This is a genomic window from Sphingomonas sp. (genome assembly GCF_026460985.1).
Taxonomy (GTDB): domain Bacteria; phylum Pseudomonadota; class Alphaproteobacteria; order Sphingomonadales; family Sphingomonadaceae; genus Sphingomonas.
Window position 1 is genome coordinate 61971 of sequence record NZ_JAPKNM010000064.1, and the last position, 17350, is coordinate 79320.

Here is a 17350-nt window from a genome sequence, read left to right on the forward strand (position 1 = left end):
CGGTGTCACCCGATTGAGCCGCCCGCGACTTTGCTTTAACCCCTGCCGTGATGCTCCAAAGCCACGCACGCTGCCCGGCATGACCGCGACGATCGCGCTGGTCGATGACGACCGCAACATCCTGACCTCGGTCTCCATCGCGCTCCAGACCGAGGGGTTCCTGACCCGCGTCTATTCCGACGGCGAAAGCGCGCTGAAGGCGCTGATCGAGAACCCGCCCGATCTCGCGGTGCTCGACATCAAGATGCCCAAGATGGACGGGCTCGAGCTGCTGCGCCGGCTGCGCGAGAAGAGCGCGATCCCGGTCATCTTCCTCACCAGCAAGGACGACGAGCTCGACGAGGCGCTGGGCCTCGCGATGGGCGCCGACGACTATATCGCCAAGCCGTTCAGCCAGCGGCTGCTGATCGCGCGCATCCGGGCGATCCTGCGGCGCACCGAACCGGTGCAGCCCGCTACGGAGGGCGGCCCGCAGGAGCCGGCGGAGATCCTCGAGCGCGGTCGGCTGACGATGGACCCGGCGCGGCACCGCGTCACCTGGGGCGGCACCAACGTGACGCTGACCGTCACCGAGTTCCTGATCCTCGAGACGCTGGCGCAACGCCCCGGCATCGTGAAGACCCGCAACCAGCTGATGGACGCCGCCTATCAGGACGACATCTATGTCGACGACCGCACGATAGACAGCCACATCAAGCGCGTGCGGCGCAAATTCCGGCAGGTCGATCCCGAGTTCGATGCTATCGAAACGCTCTATGGCGCCGGTTATCGCTTCTCGGACGAATAGCGAGCGCGACCTCGCGCTCAAATGGTCGAACCGCGTCAGCCTCACGCCGAGGATCCTGGCGGTCAACATCTTCGCGCTGGCGTTGCTCGGCAGCGGCTTCTTCTACCTCGATTCCTATCGCAGCCGGATCGTCGACAGCCGGGTGGCGCAGGCGCGCGGCGAGGTCCGACTGATCGCGCAGGCGATCGCCTCGGCCACGCCCGAGCGGCGCGACCTGCTCGTGCTCAGCCTCGCGCGCGATACCGGCACCCGCATCCGGCTGTTCGACGAAAGCGGCCGGCTGATCACCGACAGCCATGACCTGGGCCTGCGCAACCTCGTCCTGCGCGATCCCGACAAGGATCCCTTCAACCAGTCCACCGCGCGCTTCCTGGACGCCGTGATCGACACCGTCGCCGGCGCCGACCGCGCTCCGCTCTACCGCGAGCGCGGGCGCGACCGGGGGCTCGACTGGCCCGACGTGCGCACCGCGCGCGAGACGCACGGCACCCCCGCCACCGTATGGCGCGCGCCCGACCGGACGCCGGTGATCACCGCCGCGGCGCCGATCACCCAGCTCGGCGTGGTGATGACCACGGTGAATGCCCGCGACATCACCCAGACCGTACGGATGGAGCGCTTCCGGCTGAGCGTGGTGCTGGCGATCGTCTCGCTGCTCTCGATCCTGCTCTCGCTGTTCCTGGCGCGGACGATCGTGCGGCCGCTGCGCCGCCTCGCCCGGGCGGCGGTCCGCGTCCGGCTGGGGCGCGCGCGTGAAGTAGTGGTGCCGCGCCTGCCCGAGCGTAGCGACGAGATCGGGATGCTCGCGCGCGCACTCTCCGACATGAGCCAGGCGCTGCGCGCGCGGATCGACGCGACCGAGAGCTTCGCCGCCGACGTCACGCACGAGCTCAAGAACCCCCTCGCCTCGCTGCGCTCCGCGGTCGAGGGGCTGTCCAAGGTCAAGGATCCGCAGTTGCAGGAGCAGTTGCTGGGCATCGTACGCGACGACGTCCACCGGCTCGACCGGCTGATCACCGACATCTCGGACGCCTCGCGGCTCGACGCGCAGCTCAGCCGCGCCACCTTCGAGCCGGTGGATGTCGGGGCGATGATCGAGGCGCTGCTCGACCAGCGCGTCACGCGCGGCCTGCCGAACGGCGTCCGCATCGTGTTCGACCGCCGGCCGCGCGCGCCCCTGACGGTGCTCGGCGAGGGGGCGCGGCTCGAGCGCGTGTTCGAGAACCTCATCGAGAACGCCATTTCCTTCTCGCCCGGGAACGGATTGATCACGATCTCCGCCGCGATCGATGGCGAGATGCTGGTCGTCCGGGTCGAGGACGAGGGGCCCGGCGTGCCCGACGCGGCACGCGAGGCGATTTTCCGCCGATTCCATTCGGTGCGGCCCGAGAGTGAAGCCTTTGGTCAGCATTCGGGGCTAGGCCTTGCCATCGCACGCACCATCGTCGAAGGCCATCAGGGGAGCATTTCAGTGGAAACGCGGGAGGATCGATTGAGCGGAGCCCGGTTCGTGGTGCGACTGCCTTTGGTGGAGCGCGACTGATGCCCGAGATCCGGCTTCCGGAAGTCTCCTCGGAGACGCTCCACGGCGCCTGCGTCGCGGTCGGCGGGCGCGCCGTCCTGATCGAGGGGCGATCGGGCGAGGGCAAGTCCGACCTCGCGCTCCGGCTGATCGATCGCGGCGCCGCACTGGTCGCCGACGGACAGGTGATCTGCCAGCGGCACGACGGCGGGCTGGTCGCCAGCGCGCCGGCGCATCTCGCGGGACGGATCGAAGTGCGCGGGCTGGGCATTGTCGAGATGCCGAGCGTGGAGCGTATCCCCGTGGACCTGCTGATCGTCGTCCTCGATGCCCCATCCCCCTTTCCCGAGGAGGCGCGCACGCGGCGGATCGCCGGCGTGGACGTGCCGGTGCTCGCGCTCGCCGCGCTCGAGCCCTCGGCGCCGATCAAGGTCGAACTCGCGCTCAAACAGGCGGCGCGGTGAACCGGAGGCGGCCCAAGCACATCCTGCTCGTGACCGGCATGTCGGGTGCCGGCAAGTCGACGGCGCTGCGGACGCTCGAGGATCTGGGCTGGGAGACGGTCGACAACCTTCCCCTCCTGCTGCTCCACCGCCTGCTCGACACACCGCCGGGCGAAGGCGCCGACGGCGACGACGACCGGCCGCTCGCGCTCGGCATCGGCACCCAGACCCGCGGGTTCGACGCCGAGAGTATCGTCCAGCGCATCAAGAAGCTGAGCGAGCAGGACGGTCACCATGTCGGCACGCTGTTCCTCGAATGCGCGGGCTCCGAGCTCGAGCGGCGCTATTCCGAGACGCGGCGGCGCCACCCGCTGGCGCAGGACCGGCCCGCGAGCGACGGCATCGCCCGCGAGCGCGAACTGCTCATGCCGCTCAGGCGCTGGTCCAATCGGCTGATCGACACCACCAACCTCACCTCCAACGAACTGCAGCAGCAGATCCGCTCGACCTTCTCGGGTCAGGGCCTGGGGCAGACCGTTCTGACGATCACGTCGTTCGGCTTCGCCCGCGGCCTGCCACGCGACGCGGACCTGGTGTTCGACATGCGCTTCCTGCGCAATCCGCACTGGGTCGAGGCGCTGCGTCCCGGAACGGGGCAGGATGCGGACGTTTCGGCCTATGTCGCCGAGGATCCGGCATATGGCCAGGCGATGGCGCAGATAGAGGCGCTGCTGCTCCTGTTGCTGCCGCGCTACCAGGCCGAAGGAAAGGCATATGTCACCGCCGCATTCGGGTGTACGGGGGGCCGCCATCGCTCGGTCCATGTCGCCGAACGGATGGCGCGGCGGTTGCGCGAAGAGGGATTTTCGCCCACGGTGACGCACCGCGATTTGCAGACCGCGCCGCAGGACTCGCTGGAGGGGGCCCCGGTGAACGTATCAGGGGGCGGAGTTTGAGATGATTGGTTTGGTACTCGTGACGCATGGGCGACTCGCCGAGGAGTTCGTGGTCGCGATGGAGCATGTGGTGGGCAAGCAGGAGCGGATCGAATCGATCTGCATCGGCCCCGACGACGATATGGAAAGCCGCCGCGCCGACATCGCCGAGGCGATCAGGAACGTGGACGAAGGTCGCGGGGTGATCGTGCTCAGCGACCTGTTCGGCGGTACGCCCTCGAACCTCGCCATCTCGCTGATGGAGGCGGGACGGATCGAAGTGATCGCAGGCATCAACCTGCCGATGCTCATCCGCCTGGGCAGCGCGCGCAAGACGATGAAGGTGACCGAGGCGGTTGCTGCCGCCCGCGACGCCGGGCGCAAATACATCACCGTCGCATCCGAGGTTTTGGGAGAGGCCGCCGCGTGAACCGTGCGACGCGCAGCGTGATGATCGAGAACCGCCGCGGCCTGCACGCCCGCGCCAGCATGGCTTTCGTCACGCTCGCGACCAGCCAACCGGTCGAGCTCATCGTCGAGAAGGACGGGTCGAGCGCCTCGGGCACCTCGATCCTCGACCTGATGATGCTGGGCGCCGCCAAGGGCGACACGATCACGATCAGTGCCGAGGGCGACGGCGCGCACGAAGCGGTGCAGGCGCTGGTGGAGCTCGTCGAGGCGCGCTTCGGCGAGGACTGAGCCGGGCCATGCCTCGCGAAATCACCGCATTCTCCAATCCGCTGATCAAGCGCGTCCGCAACCTGCGCGACAAGCGCCACCGGCGTGAGGAAGGGCTGTTCCTCGCCGAGGGGCTGCGCATCCTGACCGAGGCGCGCGAGGCCGGGTGGCTGCCCGCCTTCCTGTTCTTCGCCAGGGACATGGCGGGCCACCCGCTGGTCCGCGCGCTGGTCGACGCGACCGAGGCTGCCGGCGGCGAGGCGATCGAGACCAATGCCGACATTCTCTCCAAGCTCTCGGGCAAGGACAATCCCGGCGCGGTGGTGGGCGTCTATCCCGAGTTCGCGCTCACCCTGGCCGATCTCGACCGCGACACCGCGCCGATCTGGCTCGTCGCCGAGCGACTGCGCGACCCGGGCAATCTCGGCACGATCCTGAGGACCGGCGACGCGGTGGGCGCGGGCGGGCTGATCCTGATCGACGAGTGCGTCGATCCCTTCTCGGTCGAGGCCGTCCGCGCGAGCATGGGGGCGCTGTTCACCGTGCCCGTGGCACGGGCGAGCTGGGCCGAGTTCGTGCCCTGGCTGCGCTCGGGGCCTGGGCAATTGGTCGGTCTCAGCCTCGACACCGAACATGACTATAAGGCGCCGCACTACCAGGCGCCGACCTTCCTGCTCACCGGCAACGAGGCGCAGGGCATGCCCGGCTTCATGGCCGAGGAATGCGACCTGCTGGTCAAGATCCCCATGCTCGGCAAGGCCGACAGCCTCAACGCCGCGGTGGCCACCGCAGTGATGGCCTATGAGGTACTGAGTAGGATTCGCGGCGCTTAACTTCGCACTTTTCCCGTGAATCGTGAAACTTCGTTGCGCGTCCGGATAATATTCGTTCGTTCGAAGGCGCAACGGATCCGGACATTGTCAAAGAGCGATACGCGAGGCTGGCACGGCAAATCCTACATTGCCAGCATCCTGAACGGGAGCCGATCGTTACGGCCATGAACGGTTCAGCCGCGCTCCCCCATTGCGGCGGCTCGAAAAGGAGTGAACCCATGCGCGTCCCGACCCTGCTTGCCGCGAGCCTGATCGCACTGACCGCCCTCCCCGCGGCAGCGCAGGCGCAGACCGACTATCGCGCAAGCGGCACCGAGCCCTTCTGGAGCCTGACGATCGGCGCACGGGCGATGCGCTTCGAGGCGCCCGGCCGCCGGCCCGTGACCGTCGCGACGCCGAAAGTGATCCACGGCTTTGCCGGCGAGATCTGGCAGACGCGCCGGATCAGCGTGAATGCCATCCACAAGCCGTGCAGCGACGGGATGAGCGACCGGCGCTATTCGGACACGGTGACCGTGAAGGTCGACGGCCGGACCTGGCAAGGCTGCGGCGGCGAGGTGCGCGAGACGGCGGATCGCGGCGGCGCGATCGAGGGCGCATGGCGGATCGAGGCGCTGTCGGGCCGGCCGGTGGCACACGACTCGGCGCCGGGCGTCACCTTCCGCGACGGGCGCATCTCGGGCAATGCCAGCTGCAACCGCTTCAACGGCAGCTTCCGCTTCGAGCGCGGCCGGCTGACCGCGGGCCCGCTGGCGACCACGCGGATGGCCTGTATGGAGCGCGCCAAGAACGTGCAGGAGGCGACGATTCTCCGCCTGTTCGCCGACCGGCTGACGGTGACCCGCAACCGCGCCGGCAAGCTGGTGCTGAGCAACGCCCGGGGCCAGACGATGACGCTGGTGCGCGACCGGCGCTGAGCGGGTCTAGGTCGGCGAGCGAAGGCTTTCAATCCTCCCCCGCCAGGGGGGAGGTGGCACGCGCAACGTGACGGAGGGGGCGGAAGCACTACGCTCAGTTGGAGAGTGCGCTGCCTACCTCCCCCTCCGACGCCTTCGGCGCCACCTCCCCCTGGCAGGGGGAGGATTTGAATGTCGATACAATCTAAAACCCGCGAAGTGCATTGCACCTGGGTTGGAGGCTCGTACCTAAATCCGTCACCCCGGCGAAGGCCGGGGCGCAGGGTTACGGGCGAATGTCCTTCGTAGCTCCGGATCCCGGCTTGCGCCGGGATGACGAAGAGAGGGCGGCTCCGCCAGCCTATTCCGCCGCCTGCGCTTCGGGGAGATCGGGATCGCCGGCATGGCTGGCGAGGAGCTCGACCGGCGGGATCGTCTCGATCTCGCGCGCACCAGGTTCGATGTTGAGGTCCTTGAGCTTGCGCGCGCTGACCAATGCGCGGGTCTCGAGGCTGGTCGCGAAGGTGTTGAAGTTCTTCACCGCGGTGTTGAGGCCGCTGCCCACCACGCGCAGGTCGCCGAGCGCCTTGGCGAGCCGGTCGTAGAGTTCCTTGCCGAGTTCGCCGATCTGCCGCGCTTCCTTGGCGAGCTTCTCCTGCCGCCACACCGCCGCCACCGTCCGCGCGATCGCGATCAGGTTGGTCGGAGTGGCGAGCAGCACGCGCTTCTCGAAGGCGAAATCCCAGAGCGCGTGATCGTGCTCGAGCGCGGCGGAGAGGAAATGTTCGCCCGGCACGAACATGATGACATAGTCGGGCGCGTCCTCGAACTGACTCCAATAGGCCTTGTTGCCCAGCGCATTGATGTGCGCCTTCATCGAGGCGGCATGCGCAGCGAGGCCGAGATGGCGCTCGCCCTCGTCGACCGCGCCGAACGCATCCTGATAGGCGTTGAGCGACACCTTGGCGTCGATCACCAGCGCGCGCCCCCCGGGCACGCGGACGATCGCGTCGGGGCGCAGCCGCCCGCCCTCCTCCTGCGCGACGTTGACCTCGGTCTCGAAATCGGTGTGCTCGGCAAGGCCGCACGTCTCGAGCACGTTCTTTAGCTGCTGCTCGCCCCAGCGCCCGCGCGACTTGGGCGCATTGCGGAGCGAGTTGACCAGCTTGGCGGCCTCGCTGCTCACGCGCTCGGTGCCGATCCGCATCTGCTCGATCTGGCCCTTCAACTCGCCGAACGCGTTGCGCCGCTCGGCCTCGACCCTGGCGACGCCTTCCTCGTAGCGCTGGAGGCGATCGTTGACCGGCTGGAGCAGCGACTTGAGATTCTCGCCCGCCATCGCCTCGGATTGTTTGAAGCGATCATCGGCACGCTTGAGGAACGCCTCCTGGGCCTCGCCCAGCGCACGGCTCGCCAGCTCGGCGAAGCGGGCTTCGAGGCCGTTCGTCTCGGCCTTCAGCGTGGCGAGCTCGATATCCTTGCGGTTGAGATCGGAGATTGCCGCCTTGAAGTCATCCTCGCGCTTGTCGCGCTCAGCACGTGCCTGGGCGACGCCGCGCGAGCCGAGGAACCAGCCGAACGCGAGGCCGGAAAGCAGCGCCGCGACGGTCACGATAAGAGCGAGCGGGTCCAACCTTGCCTCCTGGAACAGAAGGCGAACCTAGCGCTTTGGCGAGATCAGAGCAACCACATAGTCCGGCGCGACGAGAGGCTGGTCTCAGGCCGCAGCCTTGCGGGCCTTGGCGAGCTTCTTGAGGATCATGTCGCGCTTGAGGCGCGAGAGATGGTCGATGAAGACGATGCCCTGGAGATGGTCCATCTCATGCTGGATGCAGGTGGCGAGCAGGCCCTCGAACAGCTCGTCATGCGCATCTCCCTTCTCGTCGAGCCACTTCACCCGGCAGCGCGCGGGGCGCTCCACATCGGCGAACTGCTCGGGGATCGACAGGCAGCCCTCGGTATAGACCGACTGCTCCTCGGCGGGATCGAGGATCTCGGGGTTGACGAAGACGCGGGGCTGGCGGATCGGCTTGCCTTCCTCGTCCTCCTCCTCCTGCAGGTCCATGACGATGACGCGCTTGGGCACGCCGACCTGGATCGCGGCGAGGCCGATGCCCGGGGCGTCGTACATCGTGTCGAACATGTCGGCGATCAGGTCGCGCAGTTCGTCGTTCACCTCCTCCACGGGCTGGGAGATGAGGCGGAGACGCGGGTCCGGAACTTCGACGATGGGTAGGATGGCCATGCGGGTAAAATAGTCCGCAGGCGCTTTGGTCGCAAGCGGGTGGGTTCTTTTGATTTTCACGCGGAGGCGCGAAGGCACGAAGATTTTTCGCGCAGAGGCGCAGAGGACGCAGAGAAATTGCGCGCCTTGGCGCGCTGTTCCTTCGGTAGGCTGGCACTTATGAAGGCTGCTGGCGCAGCCGAGGCCAACCTCTCTGCGTCCTCTGCGCCTCTGCGCGAACCCATTCTACTTCGTGCCTTCGCGCCTTTGCGTGAAGAAACTCAGGCCACCGGCCGGCGGGCGCGCAAAGCCTGGGCGAGCGTGCCTTCGTCGAGATAGTCGAGTTCGCCGCCGACGGGCAGGCCGTGGGCGAGCTGGGTGATGCGGACCGGATAGGCCTCGAGCCGCTCGGCGAGGTAGTGCGCGGTGGTCTGGCCGTCGAGCGTGGCGTTCATCGCGAGAACGACCTCGTCGATCCCGCCTGCGGCGACGCGGCGGACGAGGCTGTCGACGCGCAGATCCTCGGGGCGGACGCCCTCCAGTGCCGAGAGGCGGCCGCCCAGGACGTGGAACTTGCCGGGGAAGAGTCGCGCGCGATCGAGCGCCCAGAGATCGGCGACTTCCTCGACCACGCAGAGCGACCGCGCGTCGCGGCGGGGATCGGCACAGATCGCGCAGGGATCGCTGGTGTCGACATTGCCGCAAATGCCGCAGGTGCTGAGCCGCCGGCTCACTGCGCTGAGCGCCGAGAGCAAGGGATCGAGCGCGGTCTCGCGCTTCTTGAGCAGATGGAGCACCGCGCGGCGCGCCGAACGCGGGCCGAGCCCGGGAAGACGGGACAGGGCCTGGGTAAGCGCTTCGATTTCTGGGGAAGCCATAAGCGAGAGATAGCGGGGGCGGAACAGAAAGGAAACTGCCCCGTCATCCCGGCGAAAGCCGGGACCTCTGGCGGTATCGCGCCTTCGCCTGAGATCCCGGCTTTCGCCGGGATGACGGATAGGGCTAAGGGCTGCGCATGCGGATCATCTTCATGGGCACCCCCGAATTCGCCGTCCCGACGCTCGACGCGCTGGTCGCAACGGGCCATGACGTCGTGGCGGCGTACAGCCAGCCGCCGCGGCGGGGCAATCGGGGCAAGGTCGCGCCCTCGCCCGTCCATGCCCGCGCCGAGGCGCTGGGGATCGAAGTGCGCACGCCGCTTTCCTTCCGCAAGGAGCCCGGGGCGATCGAGGCATTCGCCGCGCTCGATGCCGATGTGGCGGTGGTCGCGGCGTACGGCCTGATCCTGCCCCAGGCGGTGCTCGACGCGCCGCGGGTCGGCTGCCTCAACGTGCACGGCTCGCTGCTGCCGCGCTGGCGAGGCGCTGCGCCGATCCAGCGCGCGATCCTCGCCGGCGATGCCGAGACGGGCGTGGGGATCATGCAGATGGAGGGGGGGCTCGACACCGGGCCGGTGCGGCTCGAGGGGCGGACGCCGGTGGACGGCAAGACCGCGGGCGAGCTCGCCGCCGAGCTGAGCGCGATGGGCGCGCGACTGATGGTCGAGGTGCTGAGCGACATGGATGCCCATCCGCCGGTGCCACAGCCCGACGAGGGCGTGACCTATGCGGCGAAAATCGACAAGGCCGAGGCGCGGCTGGATTTCTCGCGGAGCGCCCTTGATGTCGAGCGGCAGGTGCGCGCGTTCAACCCAGCGCCAGGGGCGTTCTTCGAAGTGGTCGGCGAGCGCGTGCGGGTGCACGCTGCGGAAGTCGTGGCCGAGCGCGGAGATGCCGGAAGAGTGCTTGACGACGCGATGACGATCGCGTGCGGCGAAGGCGCGATCCGCCCGACCCTCGTCCAGCGTGCCGGGCGTGGCGTCATGACGGCGGCGGAGCTGCTGCGCGGATTCCCCATCCCCGCGGGGACGCAGCTTTGACGCGGTTCGCGCTTACCGTGGAGTTCGACGGCCGCCCCTTCATGGGCTGGCAGCGGCAGGACCATGGCCCGAGCGTCCAGCAGGCGATCGAGGAGGCCGCCTTCGCGGTGACCGGCGAGGCGACGGTGGTGCATGCCGCGGGGCGCACCGATGCGGGCGTGCACGGGCTCGGCATGCGCGCGCATCTCGACATCGCGAAGCCGATCACGCCGTTCCGACTGATGGAGGCGCTCAACGCGCGGCTGCGGCCGAATCCGGTGGCAGTGCTCGACTGCGTGACGGTGCCCGACGACTGGCATGCGCGCTTCTCGTGCCTGGCGCGGCACTACGAGTATCGCATCGTCAACCGCCGTTCGCCGCTGACCTGGGAGAAGGGGCTGGCGTGGCGGATCGCCGCGGAGCTCGACGCCGGGGCGATGCACGAAGCCGCGCAATTGCTGGTGGGCAAGCACGACTTCACTACCTTCCGCTCGGCGCATTGCCAGTCGGAGAGCCCGCTCAAGACGCTCGATCGGCTCGACGTGGCGCGCGAGGGCGAACGCGTGACGGTACGCGCCTCGGCGCGGTCGTTCCTCCACCATCAGGTGCGATCGATGGTCGGCTGCCTCGCGCTGGTCGGCCAGGGCAAGTGGAGCGCGGCCGACCTGCGCGACGCGCTGGAGGCACGCGACCGGGCGCGGCTCGGGCTCAACGCGCCGCCCGACGGGCTGTTCTTCCTAAAAGCGGACTATCCCTAGCGGCTGAACTTCGCCGCCAGCTCGACATGCGTCGACCAGCGGAACTGGCCGACGGGCTGGACCCAGTCTAGCCGGTAGCCAGCTTGCGACAGAGTCTCGGCATCGCGGGCGAAGGTACTGGGATTGCACGATACATAAGCGACGAGCGGCGCTTTCGACGCTGCGATCTCGGCGACCTGCTCGCGCGCGCCGGCGCGGGGCGGATCGAGGATGACGGCATCGAAATTGGAGAGGTCGCTCGCGGTGACCGGGCGGCGGAACAGGTCGCGATGCTCGGCGAACACTTTCCGGCCGGCGAGGCCGGCAGCGGACTTGAGCGCCATGATCGGATCGCGCGCGGCTTCGGCGGCATAGACCTTGGCCTTGGGGAAGGCGAAGGTGAAGGTGCCGAGCCCGGCGAACAGGTCGGCGACAGCCTTCGCCTCACCGGCGATCTCCTGCACCGCCGCGACGAGCGCCGCCTCGCCCTCGGGCGTGGCCTGGAGGAAATTGCCCGGCGGGAACGGCACGGGCACGCCGCCCAGCGTCACCGTGGCCGGCTCGGGCTCGTAGCGCGCGGTGGGACCGAATCCCTCGTCGATCGACAGGCGCGCGAGATGGTGGCGGTGCGAGAAGGCGCTGAGGGCCTCCGCGGCGGCAAGGCCCTCGGCCTCGAGCCCGTCGATCAGCACGTCGGGGCCCTGATCGGTCTGCGCTAGGTGGACGTTGATACGACGGGTGCCCGGGATCAGCGCGGCGAGCATGCCGCGGAGCGGCGCTACCAGGGCGAAGAGCTCGGGGGCGAGGATCCAGCACTCCTCGAGGTCGATCAGTTCGTGGCTGTTCTGGCGGGTGAAGCCCAAGCGGACCTGGCGGCCGCGACGCTCGGCATGGAGCGTGGCGCGACGACGCGTGTTGGGGGGCGAAAGCAAGGGCGGGCGGATATCGGCCTCGAGCCCCTGCGCCGCCAGCGCGCTCGCGACGCGATCGGCGATGAACTGCAGCCAGCTGACGTCGTCGAGATGCTGGAGCTGGCAGCCGCCGCACTCCGGGAAATGCTTGCACGGGGGCGTCTGGTGGTGCGGGCCGGGGACGATCGCGCCCTCGGGCGTCAGCCGATCGCCGGGTGCTGCGAAAGCGGCGTGGCGACCATCGGCAGTGACGCCATCGCCACGCGCGGCGACGCGGAGGATCTGGTCGTCGTTCACAGACATTCTGAAATAGCCTCGGGGATATGCGCGATCAGCTCATCGGCGATCAGCGCCGGCCCTGCAAGCTGCGCGGCGCGGGCGTGGAGCCAGGCGGCGGCCTCGACGGGGACTGCGCCCTTCCCGCCCCGCACCAGCTGCGCGGAGAGCAGGCCGGCGAGCACGTCGCCGGTGCCCGCGGTCGAGAGCCAGGGCGAAGCGCCGGCGAGGACGCGCACCTCCCCCTTGGGCGAGGCGATCACTGTGTCGGCGCCCTTGTGGACGATCGTCGCGCGGGTCTCGGCCGCGGCGGCGAGCGTGCGATCGATCTTGCTGCCCTCGCTGCCGAACATCCGGTCGAACTCGCCCGAATGCGGAGTGATCCAGGTGGGCGCGGCGCGCGTCTCGAGCCAGCGCGTGGCGCCGGTGCCGAGCAGAGTCAGCGCGTCGCCGTCGAGGATAAGCGGGCACGGCGCGGCGAAGGCGGTGCGCAGATAGGCCTCGGCGCGGCGATCACGGCCTAGGCCGGGACCGAGCACCACTGCGTCGATCCGGTCCCAGCTCAGAAACTCCGTGAGGTCCTCGGCGCTGCGCACTTCGCGGCGGACCAAGGCATCGGGACCGTCTCCCCAGGGACGATCGCCGGCGAGCACGACATAGCCCGCCCCGCCCGCCATCGCCGCGCGGGCCGCAAGCCGCGCTGCACCGGGCATCGCGCCTTCGACCACGGCGACGAGGCCCCGGCTATACTTGTGGCTGTGTGCGCCGGGGGTCTCGATGCGCGGGCGCGCGACGGTGCGCCAGCGCGTGTCGACGGGGATGTCGAGATCGGCGAGCAGGACCCTGCCGCAGCGCTCGAGGCCGGCATCGAGCAGATGCGCGGGCTTGAGCGCGCCGAGCGCCACCGTGACGTCGATCCCCCGGGGTGCGCCGAGGTCGGCGCCAGTGTCGGTGTCGAGGCCCGAGGGCAGGTCGATCGACAAGGTGAACTCGGCCTGCTTGGCGAGATCGGCGAACACCGCCGCCAGTCCGCGATCAAGCGGGCGGGTCATGCCGGTACCGAACAGGCCGTCGACCAGGACCGGGCGCGGTCGCGCGGCGTAGAGCGAGCTGGTCGGCCCATGCCACAGCGCCTGCATCCGCTCGGCGGCGCCCGATCCGGGCGCGCCGGTGGCGACGAGGTTGACGTCATGGCCCTCGGCATGGAGCAGCCGCGCGGCGACATAGGCGTCGCCGCCATTGTTGCCGGGGCCCGCGAGGACCAGGATCGGGCGGCCCATGGCGAAGCGCGCGGCCTCGCGCGCGACTGCGGCCCCTGCCCGCTCCATCAGCGAGTCCTGCGAGACGCCGCTCGCGAACACCGCCTGCTCGGCGGCGCGCATCTCGGCGGCGGTGACGATCGGGGTGCCCGAGGGGATCATCGCGCCTGTCCGCGGACGGTAGCCGGCAGCCGGTAGCGCGCGCCGCCGAGCTCGACTTCGATGCGGTCGGGGCCGAGCGGGGTGACTTTCGCGGGCTCGGCACCGTCGGCGGCAACCACGCCGCGGCCGTCGCGCGTGATCTGAAGGCGGTGGAAGGCGCCGTCGGGATGGCGGAGGGTGAGGATCGGGCCGGCTGCGGTTTCGGTGCGGTCGATCGTGCAGGCGGGAGTGAGGTCGGCGGTGCCGGCTGGAGCGCAGTCGACCTTGGGGGCTTCGGGTTGGGTTGTGGCGAGGACCTGATTGGACGTCGATATTGGAGACTCACCGCCCTGTTCGGGCGAAGACCCGCACGCAGAGAGAAATAGGGCGAAAATAGCCGCTTGCACGCCCCTCCCTGAAAGGGAGGGGATGGGGGTGGGTGCGAGCGCACAGCGCTCGCCACTGACGGCGCGAGAAAAGCGCCCATGGCGGCATCGAGCCGCCACGCGCGCTAAACCCACCCCTTGCCCTTCCCTTTCAGGGAGGGGAAGCGAAGGTCAGATATCCGCGTAGACATGGCGTTCGGCGCTGGCTCCCGGATGCGTCACCGCGCCCTTATAGGCGGGGCCGACATTCTGGGAATAGCGCCAGAGCGCGCCGGACTGATAGTCGTTGACGCGCGGCTGCCACTTGGCGCGGCGCTCGGCGAGCACGTCCTCGGGAACGTCGAGGTCGATCGTGCCGGCCTCGGCGTCGATGCGGATGGTGTCGCCATTCTCGACCAAGGCGATCGGCCCGCCATCGGCCGCCTCGGGACCAACATGGCCGATGCAGAAGCCGCGCGTCGCGCCCGAGAAGCGCCCGTCGGTGATCAATGCGACCTTCTCACCCATGCCGAGCCCGTAGAGCGCGGCGGTGGTCGAGAGCATTTCGCGCATGCCGGGGCCGCCCTTGGGCCCCTCGTAGCGGATGATGAGGACCTCGCCTTCGTTGATCTCGCGATTCTCGACCGCCTGGAAGCAATCCTCCTCGCAGTCGAACACGCGCGCCGGGCCGGTGAACTGGAGCCGGTGCATGCCCGCGACCTTCACGATCGCGCCCTCGGGCGCCAGCGTGCCGCGCAGGCCGACCACGCCGCCGGTGGGCGAGAGCGGCGTCTTGACGTCATAGATGACCTTCTGGTCGGGGTTCCACGTGACCTGATCGATATTCTCGCCCAGCGTCTTGCCCGTCACGGTCATGCAATTGCCGTCGAGGAAGCCGCCCGCGAGCATCGTCTTCATCAGCATGTAGACGCCGCCGGCCTCGTGCATGTCCTTGGCGACATACTTGCCACCCGGCTTCAGGTCAGCGATATAAGGTGTTGATTTGAATGCCTCAGCAACGTCGTGGAGATCGAAGTCGATCCCCGCCTCGCTGGCCATGGCCGGCAAGTGGAGCGCGGCGTTGGTCGATCCGCCGGTCGCCGCGACGACGCGCGCGGCGTTGATAAAGGCCTCGCGGGTGCAGATGTCGCGCGGGCGTAGGTTGCGCGCGATCAGGTCCATCACCTGATAGCCCGCCGCGACCGCGATCTGCTCGCGCGACTGGTAGGGCGCGGGCACCATGTTCGAATTGGGCAGCGACAAGCCGATCGCCTCGCCGACGCAGGCCATGGTGTTGGCGGTGAACTGACCGCCACAGGCGCCGTGGCCGGGGCAGGCGACCTTCTCGAGCGCGGTGAGCTCGTGGAGAGGGCAATTGCCAGCGGCATGCTGGCCAACCGCCTCGAACACGTCCACGACGGTGACGTCCTTGCCGTGGAAGCGGCCGGGCAGGATCGAGCCGCCATAGACGAAGATCGACGGCACGTTGAGGCGGAGCATCGCCATCATCATGCCGGGGAGCGACTTGTCGCAGCCCGCGAAGGCGACGAGCGCGTCGTAGCAATGGCCGCGCACCGAGAGCTCGACCGAGTCGGCGATCACCTCGCGGCTGATCAGCGACGACTTCATGCCCTGGTGGCCCATGGCGATGCCGTCGGTGACGGTGATCGTGTTGAAGCGGCGCGGCATGCCGCCATTGGCGATCACGCCCTCGCGCGCGGCATCGGCCTGCGCGTCGAGCGTGGTGTTGCAGGGCGCGCTGTCGTTGCCGGCGCTCGCCACCGCCACGAAGGGCTTGGCGATATCTTCTTCGGGGATGCCCATCGCGTAATAATAGCTGCGGTGCGGGGCGCGCTCGGGTCCGACGGAAACGTGGCGGCTGGGGAGCTTGGATTTGTCGAATCGGTTTGTCATGGCGCGCAAGCCTATGTCGCGATAGGGACGTTTCGCGCAAGACTATTGCGCAAAGAATTTGCCAGCCCGGCTAAAGCCTGGCTCCATCGCTCGATCCCGAACGCGTCGCGGATCAGGTCGTTGCGGACCTCGATCGCGACCGAGGGGATGCCGTTGGCTTCGGCATGGCGGTTGAGCGTGGCGTTGAGCAGGCGGCCCGAATAGGGCTCGTTATCGCCGGTGACGAGGCCCTGGCCGCGAAACCAGTCGATCGCGGCATGCGCGGCGCGGGCGTCGCGATTGTAGAGCACGCCGACCTCCCACGGCCGATTGGTACCGCCATGCTCGAGGCACGGCGTGAAGCTGTGGATCGAGAGGATCAGCCTGGGCCGCTGCGTGCGGATGCTACGGGCGAGCAGGCGGTGATAGGGCGCATGGAAGCGCGCGATGCGCCCTGCCCGGTCGACCGGGTCGTTGCCCGGTATCCAGTGACCGTCGCTGCGATGGGGAATCAGGCTGACATGGTCGGGCTCGCGGTGGAGGTCGATCACGAGCCGCGAGACGGTGGCGAGGATCGCGGGCACCTCGAGCCGCGCGGCGAGGCTGCGGGTCAGCGGATCGGCGCCGATATCCACGGCGATGTGGAGATCGAGCAATTCCGGAGCGATGCCGAGGTCGATATCGGGCGGCACGGCATTTGAGGCGTGATCGCAGAGCAGCAGGATATCCTGCTGTTTTCCCTCGATGATCTCGGCAGGCACGCTCATCGGTAGAGCGGTTTCCGCCGTTCACGAAACGCGGCGAGGCCCTCGGTGAACTCGGGTCCGCCGAACGCGTCGTCAAAGGCCTGGTCGAGCCCCTCGCCGCCGCGGAGCGTGCGCTTGAGCAGGCGGACGGCTTGCGGCGCGTTGCCGGCGATCGCGGCGGCGAGCCCCGTCGCGGTCTCGCCCGCCTTCTTCGCGCGCAGTTCGACCAGGCCGATGCGCTTGGCCTCGTCGGGCACCAGCCGATCGCCGGTGAACAGCATCAGCGACGCCATTCCCTGCCCCACCTGCGCCGTCAGCCGCGCGACGTCCTCCTGCGGATAGCCGATGCCGAGGCGCGCGGGCGTGGTGGCGAACTCGGCGCGCATGCCGGCGATGCGGATGTCGGCGGCTAGGATCAGCGCTACCGCGGCGCCGAAACAGCCCCCGTCGATCGCGGCGATCACCGGCATGGGGAGCGCGGCAACCGCCTCGATCGCGTCGCGCATCGCGGTGCGGAAGGCGGAGCGCAGAGCGGGATCGGCGGCAAGCGCCTCGAACTCGCGGACGTCGGCACCGGCGGAGAAGATGCCGGGAACGTCGGATTTTAGGATCACCGCGCGGGCATCGCCCACCGCGCGCGCGGCGGCGGCGAGCGCCTGCCAGGCGGCGATGGGAAGCGCGTTCTTCGCCTCCGGGCGCGCGAGAGCAATAGTCGCGATCGGTCCGTCGCGGGTCAGGTGGATCATGGCCGCGCTCTGCCCGATCACGCCGCGCCTGTCACGCCGGGTTGCGGCAGCGGGCATTGCC

The 17350-nt window shown here is 69.1% G+C and carries 19 protein-coding genes; 10 read left to right on the forward strand and 9 right to left on the reverse strand.

Annotation, left to right across the window (positions count from 1 at the left end; genetic code table 11):
* The first annotated feature begins 79 nt into the window (after nucleotides 1–79).
* The 8 genes from MT490_RS10325 (at nucleotide 80) to MT490_RS10360 (ending at nucleotide 6115) form a co-directional block, all read left to right on the forward strand.
* On the forward strand, nucleotides 80–787 hold the full coding sequence (locus MT490_RS10325; RefSeq protein WP_297386889.1) for a response regulator transcription factor: 708 nt from the start codon (nucleotides 80–82) through the stop codon (nucleotides 785–787).
* On the forward strand, nucleotides 756–2330 hold the full coding sequence (locus MT490_RS10330) for a stimulus-sensing domain-containing protein (RefSeq protein ID WP_297386892.1): 1575 nt from the start codon (nucleotides 756–758) through the stop codon (nucleotides 2328–2330). Before MT490_RS10325 ends, MT490_RS10330 begins: the two co-directional genes overlap by 32 nt.
* The gene (locus MT490_RS10335) at nucleotides 2330–2773 is read left to right on the forward strand and encodes an aldolase (RefSeq protein WP_297386893.1); all 444 of its coding nucleotides are present in this window, start codon (nucleotides 2330–2332) and stop codon (nucleotides 2771–2773) included. The genes MT490_RS10330 and MT490_RS10335 overlap by 1 nt, the downstream gene beginning before the upstream one ends.
* The gene (gene rapZ / locus MT490_RS10340) at nucleotides 2770–3708 is read left to right on the forward strand and encodes an RNase adapter RapZ (RefSeq protein WP_297386896.1); all 939 of its coding nucleotides are present in this window, start codon (nucleotides 2770–2772) and stop codon (nucleotides 3706–3708) included. Before MT490_RS10335 ends, rapZ begins: the two co-directional genes overlap by 4 nt.
* A 1-nt stretch (nucleotide 3709) precedes the next feature.
* Complete coding sequence (locus MT490_RS10345; protein ID WP_297386899.1) at nucleotides 3710–4117, forward strand: PTS sugar transporter subunit IIA; 408 nt, start codon at nucleotides 3710–3712, stop codon at nucleotides 4115–4117.
* Nucleotides 4114–4386 carry an HPr family phosphocarrier protein gene (locus tag MT490_RS10350; RefSeq protein WP_297386901.1) on the forward strand — a complete coding sequence of 91 codons (273 nt, stop codon included), beginning with the start codon at nucleotides 4114–4116 and terminating at the stop codon, nucleotides 4384–4386. Before MT490_RS10345 ends, MT490_RS10350 begins: the two co-directional genes overlap by 4 nt.
* An 8-nt stretch (nucleotides 4387–4394) precedes the next feature.
* The gene (locus tag MT490_RS10355) at nucleotides 4395–5198 is read left to right on the forward strand and encodes an RNA methyltransferase (protein WP_297386904.1); all 804 of its coding nucleotides are present in this window, start codon (nucleotides 4395–4397) and stop codon (nucleotides 5196–5198) included.
* A 218-nt stretch (nucleotides 5199–5416) separates the two neighbouring features.
* Nucleotides 5417–6115 carry an META domain-containing protein gene (locus tag MT490_RS10360; protein ID WP_297386907.1) on the forward strand — a complete coding sequence of 233 codons (699 nt, stop codon included), beginning with the start codon at nucleotides 5417–5419 and terminating at the stop codon, nucleotides 6113–6115.
* A gap of 340 nt (nucleotides 6116–6455) precedes the next feature.
* On the opposite strand, the gene MT490_RS10365 is transcribed toward MT490_RS10360, so the two are convergent.
* The 3 genes from MT490_RS10365 to recR form a co-directional block, all read right to left on the reverse strand.
* Entirely contained in the window at nucleotides 6456–7727 is a 1272-nt protein-coding gene (locus MT490_RS10365; RefSeq protein WP_297386910.1) for a DNA recombination protein RmuC, read from the reverse strand.
* An 84-nt stretch (nucleotides 7728–7811) separates the two neighbouring features.
* The gene (def, locus tag MT490_RS10370) at nucleotides 7812–8339 is read right to left on the reverse strand and encodes a peptide deformylase (protein WP_297386912.1); all 528 of its coding nucleotides are present in this window, start codon (nucleotides 8337–8339) and stop codon (nucleotides 7812–7814) included.
* A 260-nt stretch (nucleotides 8340–8599) separates the two neighbouring features.
* Nucleotides 8600–9196 carry a recombination mediator RecR gene (recR, locus tag MT490_RS10375; protein ID WP_297386915.1) on the reverse strand — a complete coding sequence of 199 codons (597 nt, stop codon included), beginning with the start codon at nucleotides 9194–9196 and terminating at the stop codon, nucleotides 8600–8602.
* A 137-nt stretch (nucleotides 9197–9333) separates the two neighbouring features.
* On the opposite strand from recR, the gene fmt reads away from it, so the two are divergent.
* Nucleotides 9334–10236, forward strand: a complete 903-nt coding sequence (gene fmt, locus MT490_RS10380) for a methionyl-tRNA formyltransferase (protein WP_297386918.1) — start codon at nucleotides 9334–9336, stop codon at nucleotides 10234–10236.
* Nucleotides 10233–10973, forward strand: a complete 741-nt coding sequence (gene truA, locus MT490_RS10385; protein ID WP_297386921.1) for a tRNA pseudouridine(38-40) synthase TruA — start codon at nucleotides 10233–10235, stop codon at nucleotides 10971–10973. Before fmt ends, truA begins: the two co-directional genes overlap by 4 nt.
* Here the strand turns inward: truA and MT490_RS10390 are convergent.
* From MT490_RS10390 to MT490_RS10415, 6 genes are all read right to left on the reverse strand, one after another.
* Nucleotides 10970–12166, reverse strand: coding sequence for a class I SAM-dependent RNA methyltransferase (locus MT490_RS10390; RefSeq protein WP_297386925.1), 1197 nt, complete (start codon nucleotides 12164–12166; stop codon nucleotides 10970–10972). The two genes, truA and MT490_RS10390, sit on opposite strands and share 4 nt — an antisense overlap.
* Nucleotides 12157–13560 (reverse strand): NAD(P)H-hydrate dehydratase, encoded by a 1404-nt coding sequence (locus tag MT490_RS10395; protein WP_297386928.1) that lies wholly within the window; start codon nucleotides 13558–13560, stop codon nucleotides 12157–12159. The genes MT490_RS10390 and MT490_RS10395 overlap by 10 nt, the downstream gene beginning before the upstream one ends.
* Complete coding sequence (locus MT490_RS10400) at nucleotides 13557–13946, reverse strand: hypothetical protein (protein WP_297386931.1); 390 nt, start codon at nucleotides 13944–13946, stop codon at nucleotides 13557–13559. Before MT490_RS10400 ends, MT490_RS10395 begins: the two co-directional genes overlap by 4 nt.
* Before the next feature lie 150 nt (nucleotides 13947–14096).
* A complete protein-coding gene (ilvD, locus tag MT490_RS10405) occupies nucleotides 14097–15818 on the reverse strand; it encodes a dihydroxy-acid dehydratase (protein ID WP_297386934.1) in 1722 nt (573 codons plus the stop codon).
* Between the two features lie 11 nt (nucleotides 15819–15829).
* Nucleotides 15830–16564: an N-formylglutamate amidohydrolase gene (locus MT490_RS10410; protein WP_297386938.1), complete on the reverse strand. Its 735-nt coding sequence runs from the start codon at nucleotides 16562–16564 to the stop codon at nucleotides 15830–15832.
* A complete protein-coding gene (locus MT490_RS10415; protein ID WP_297386941.1) occupies nucleotides 16561–17346 on the reverse strand; it encodes an enoyl-CoA hydratase-related protein in 786 nt (261 codons plus the stop codon). Before MT490_RS10415 ends, MT490_RS10410 begins: the two co-directional genes overlap by 4 nt.
* Nucleotides 17347–17350 lie beyond the last annotated feature (4 nt).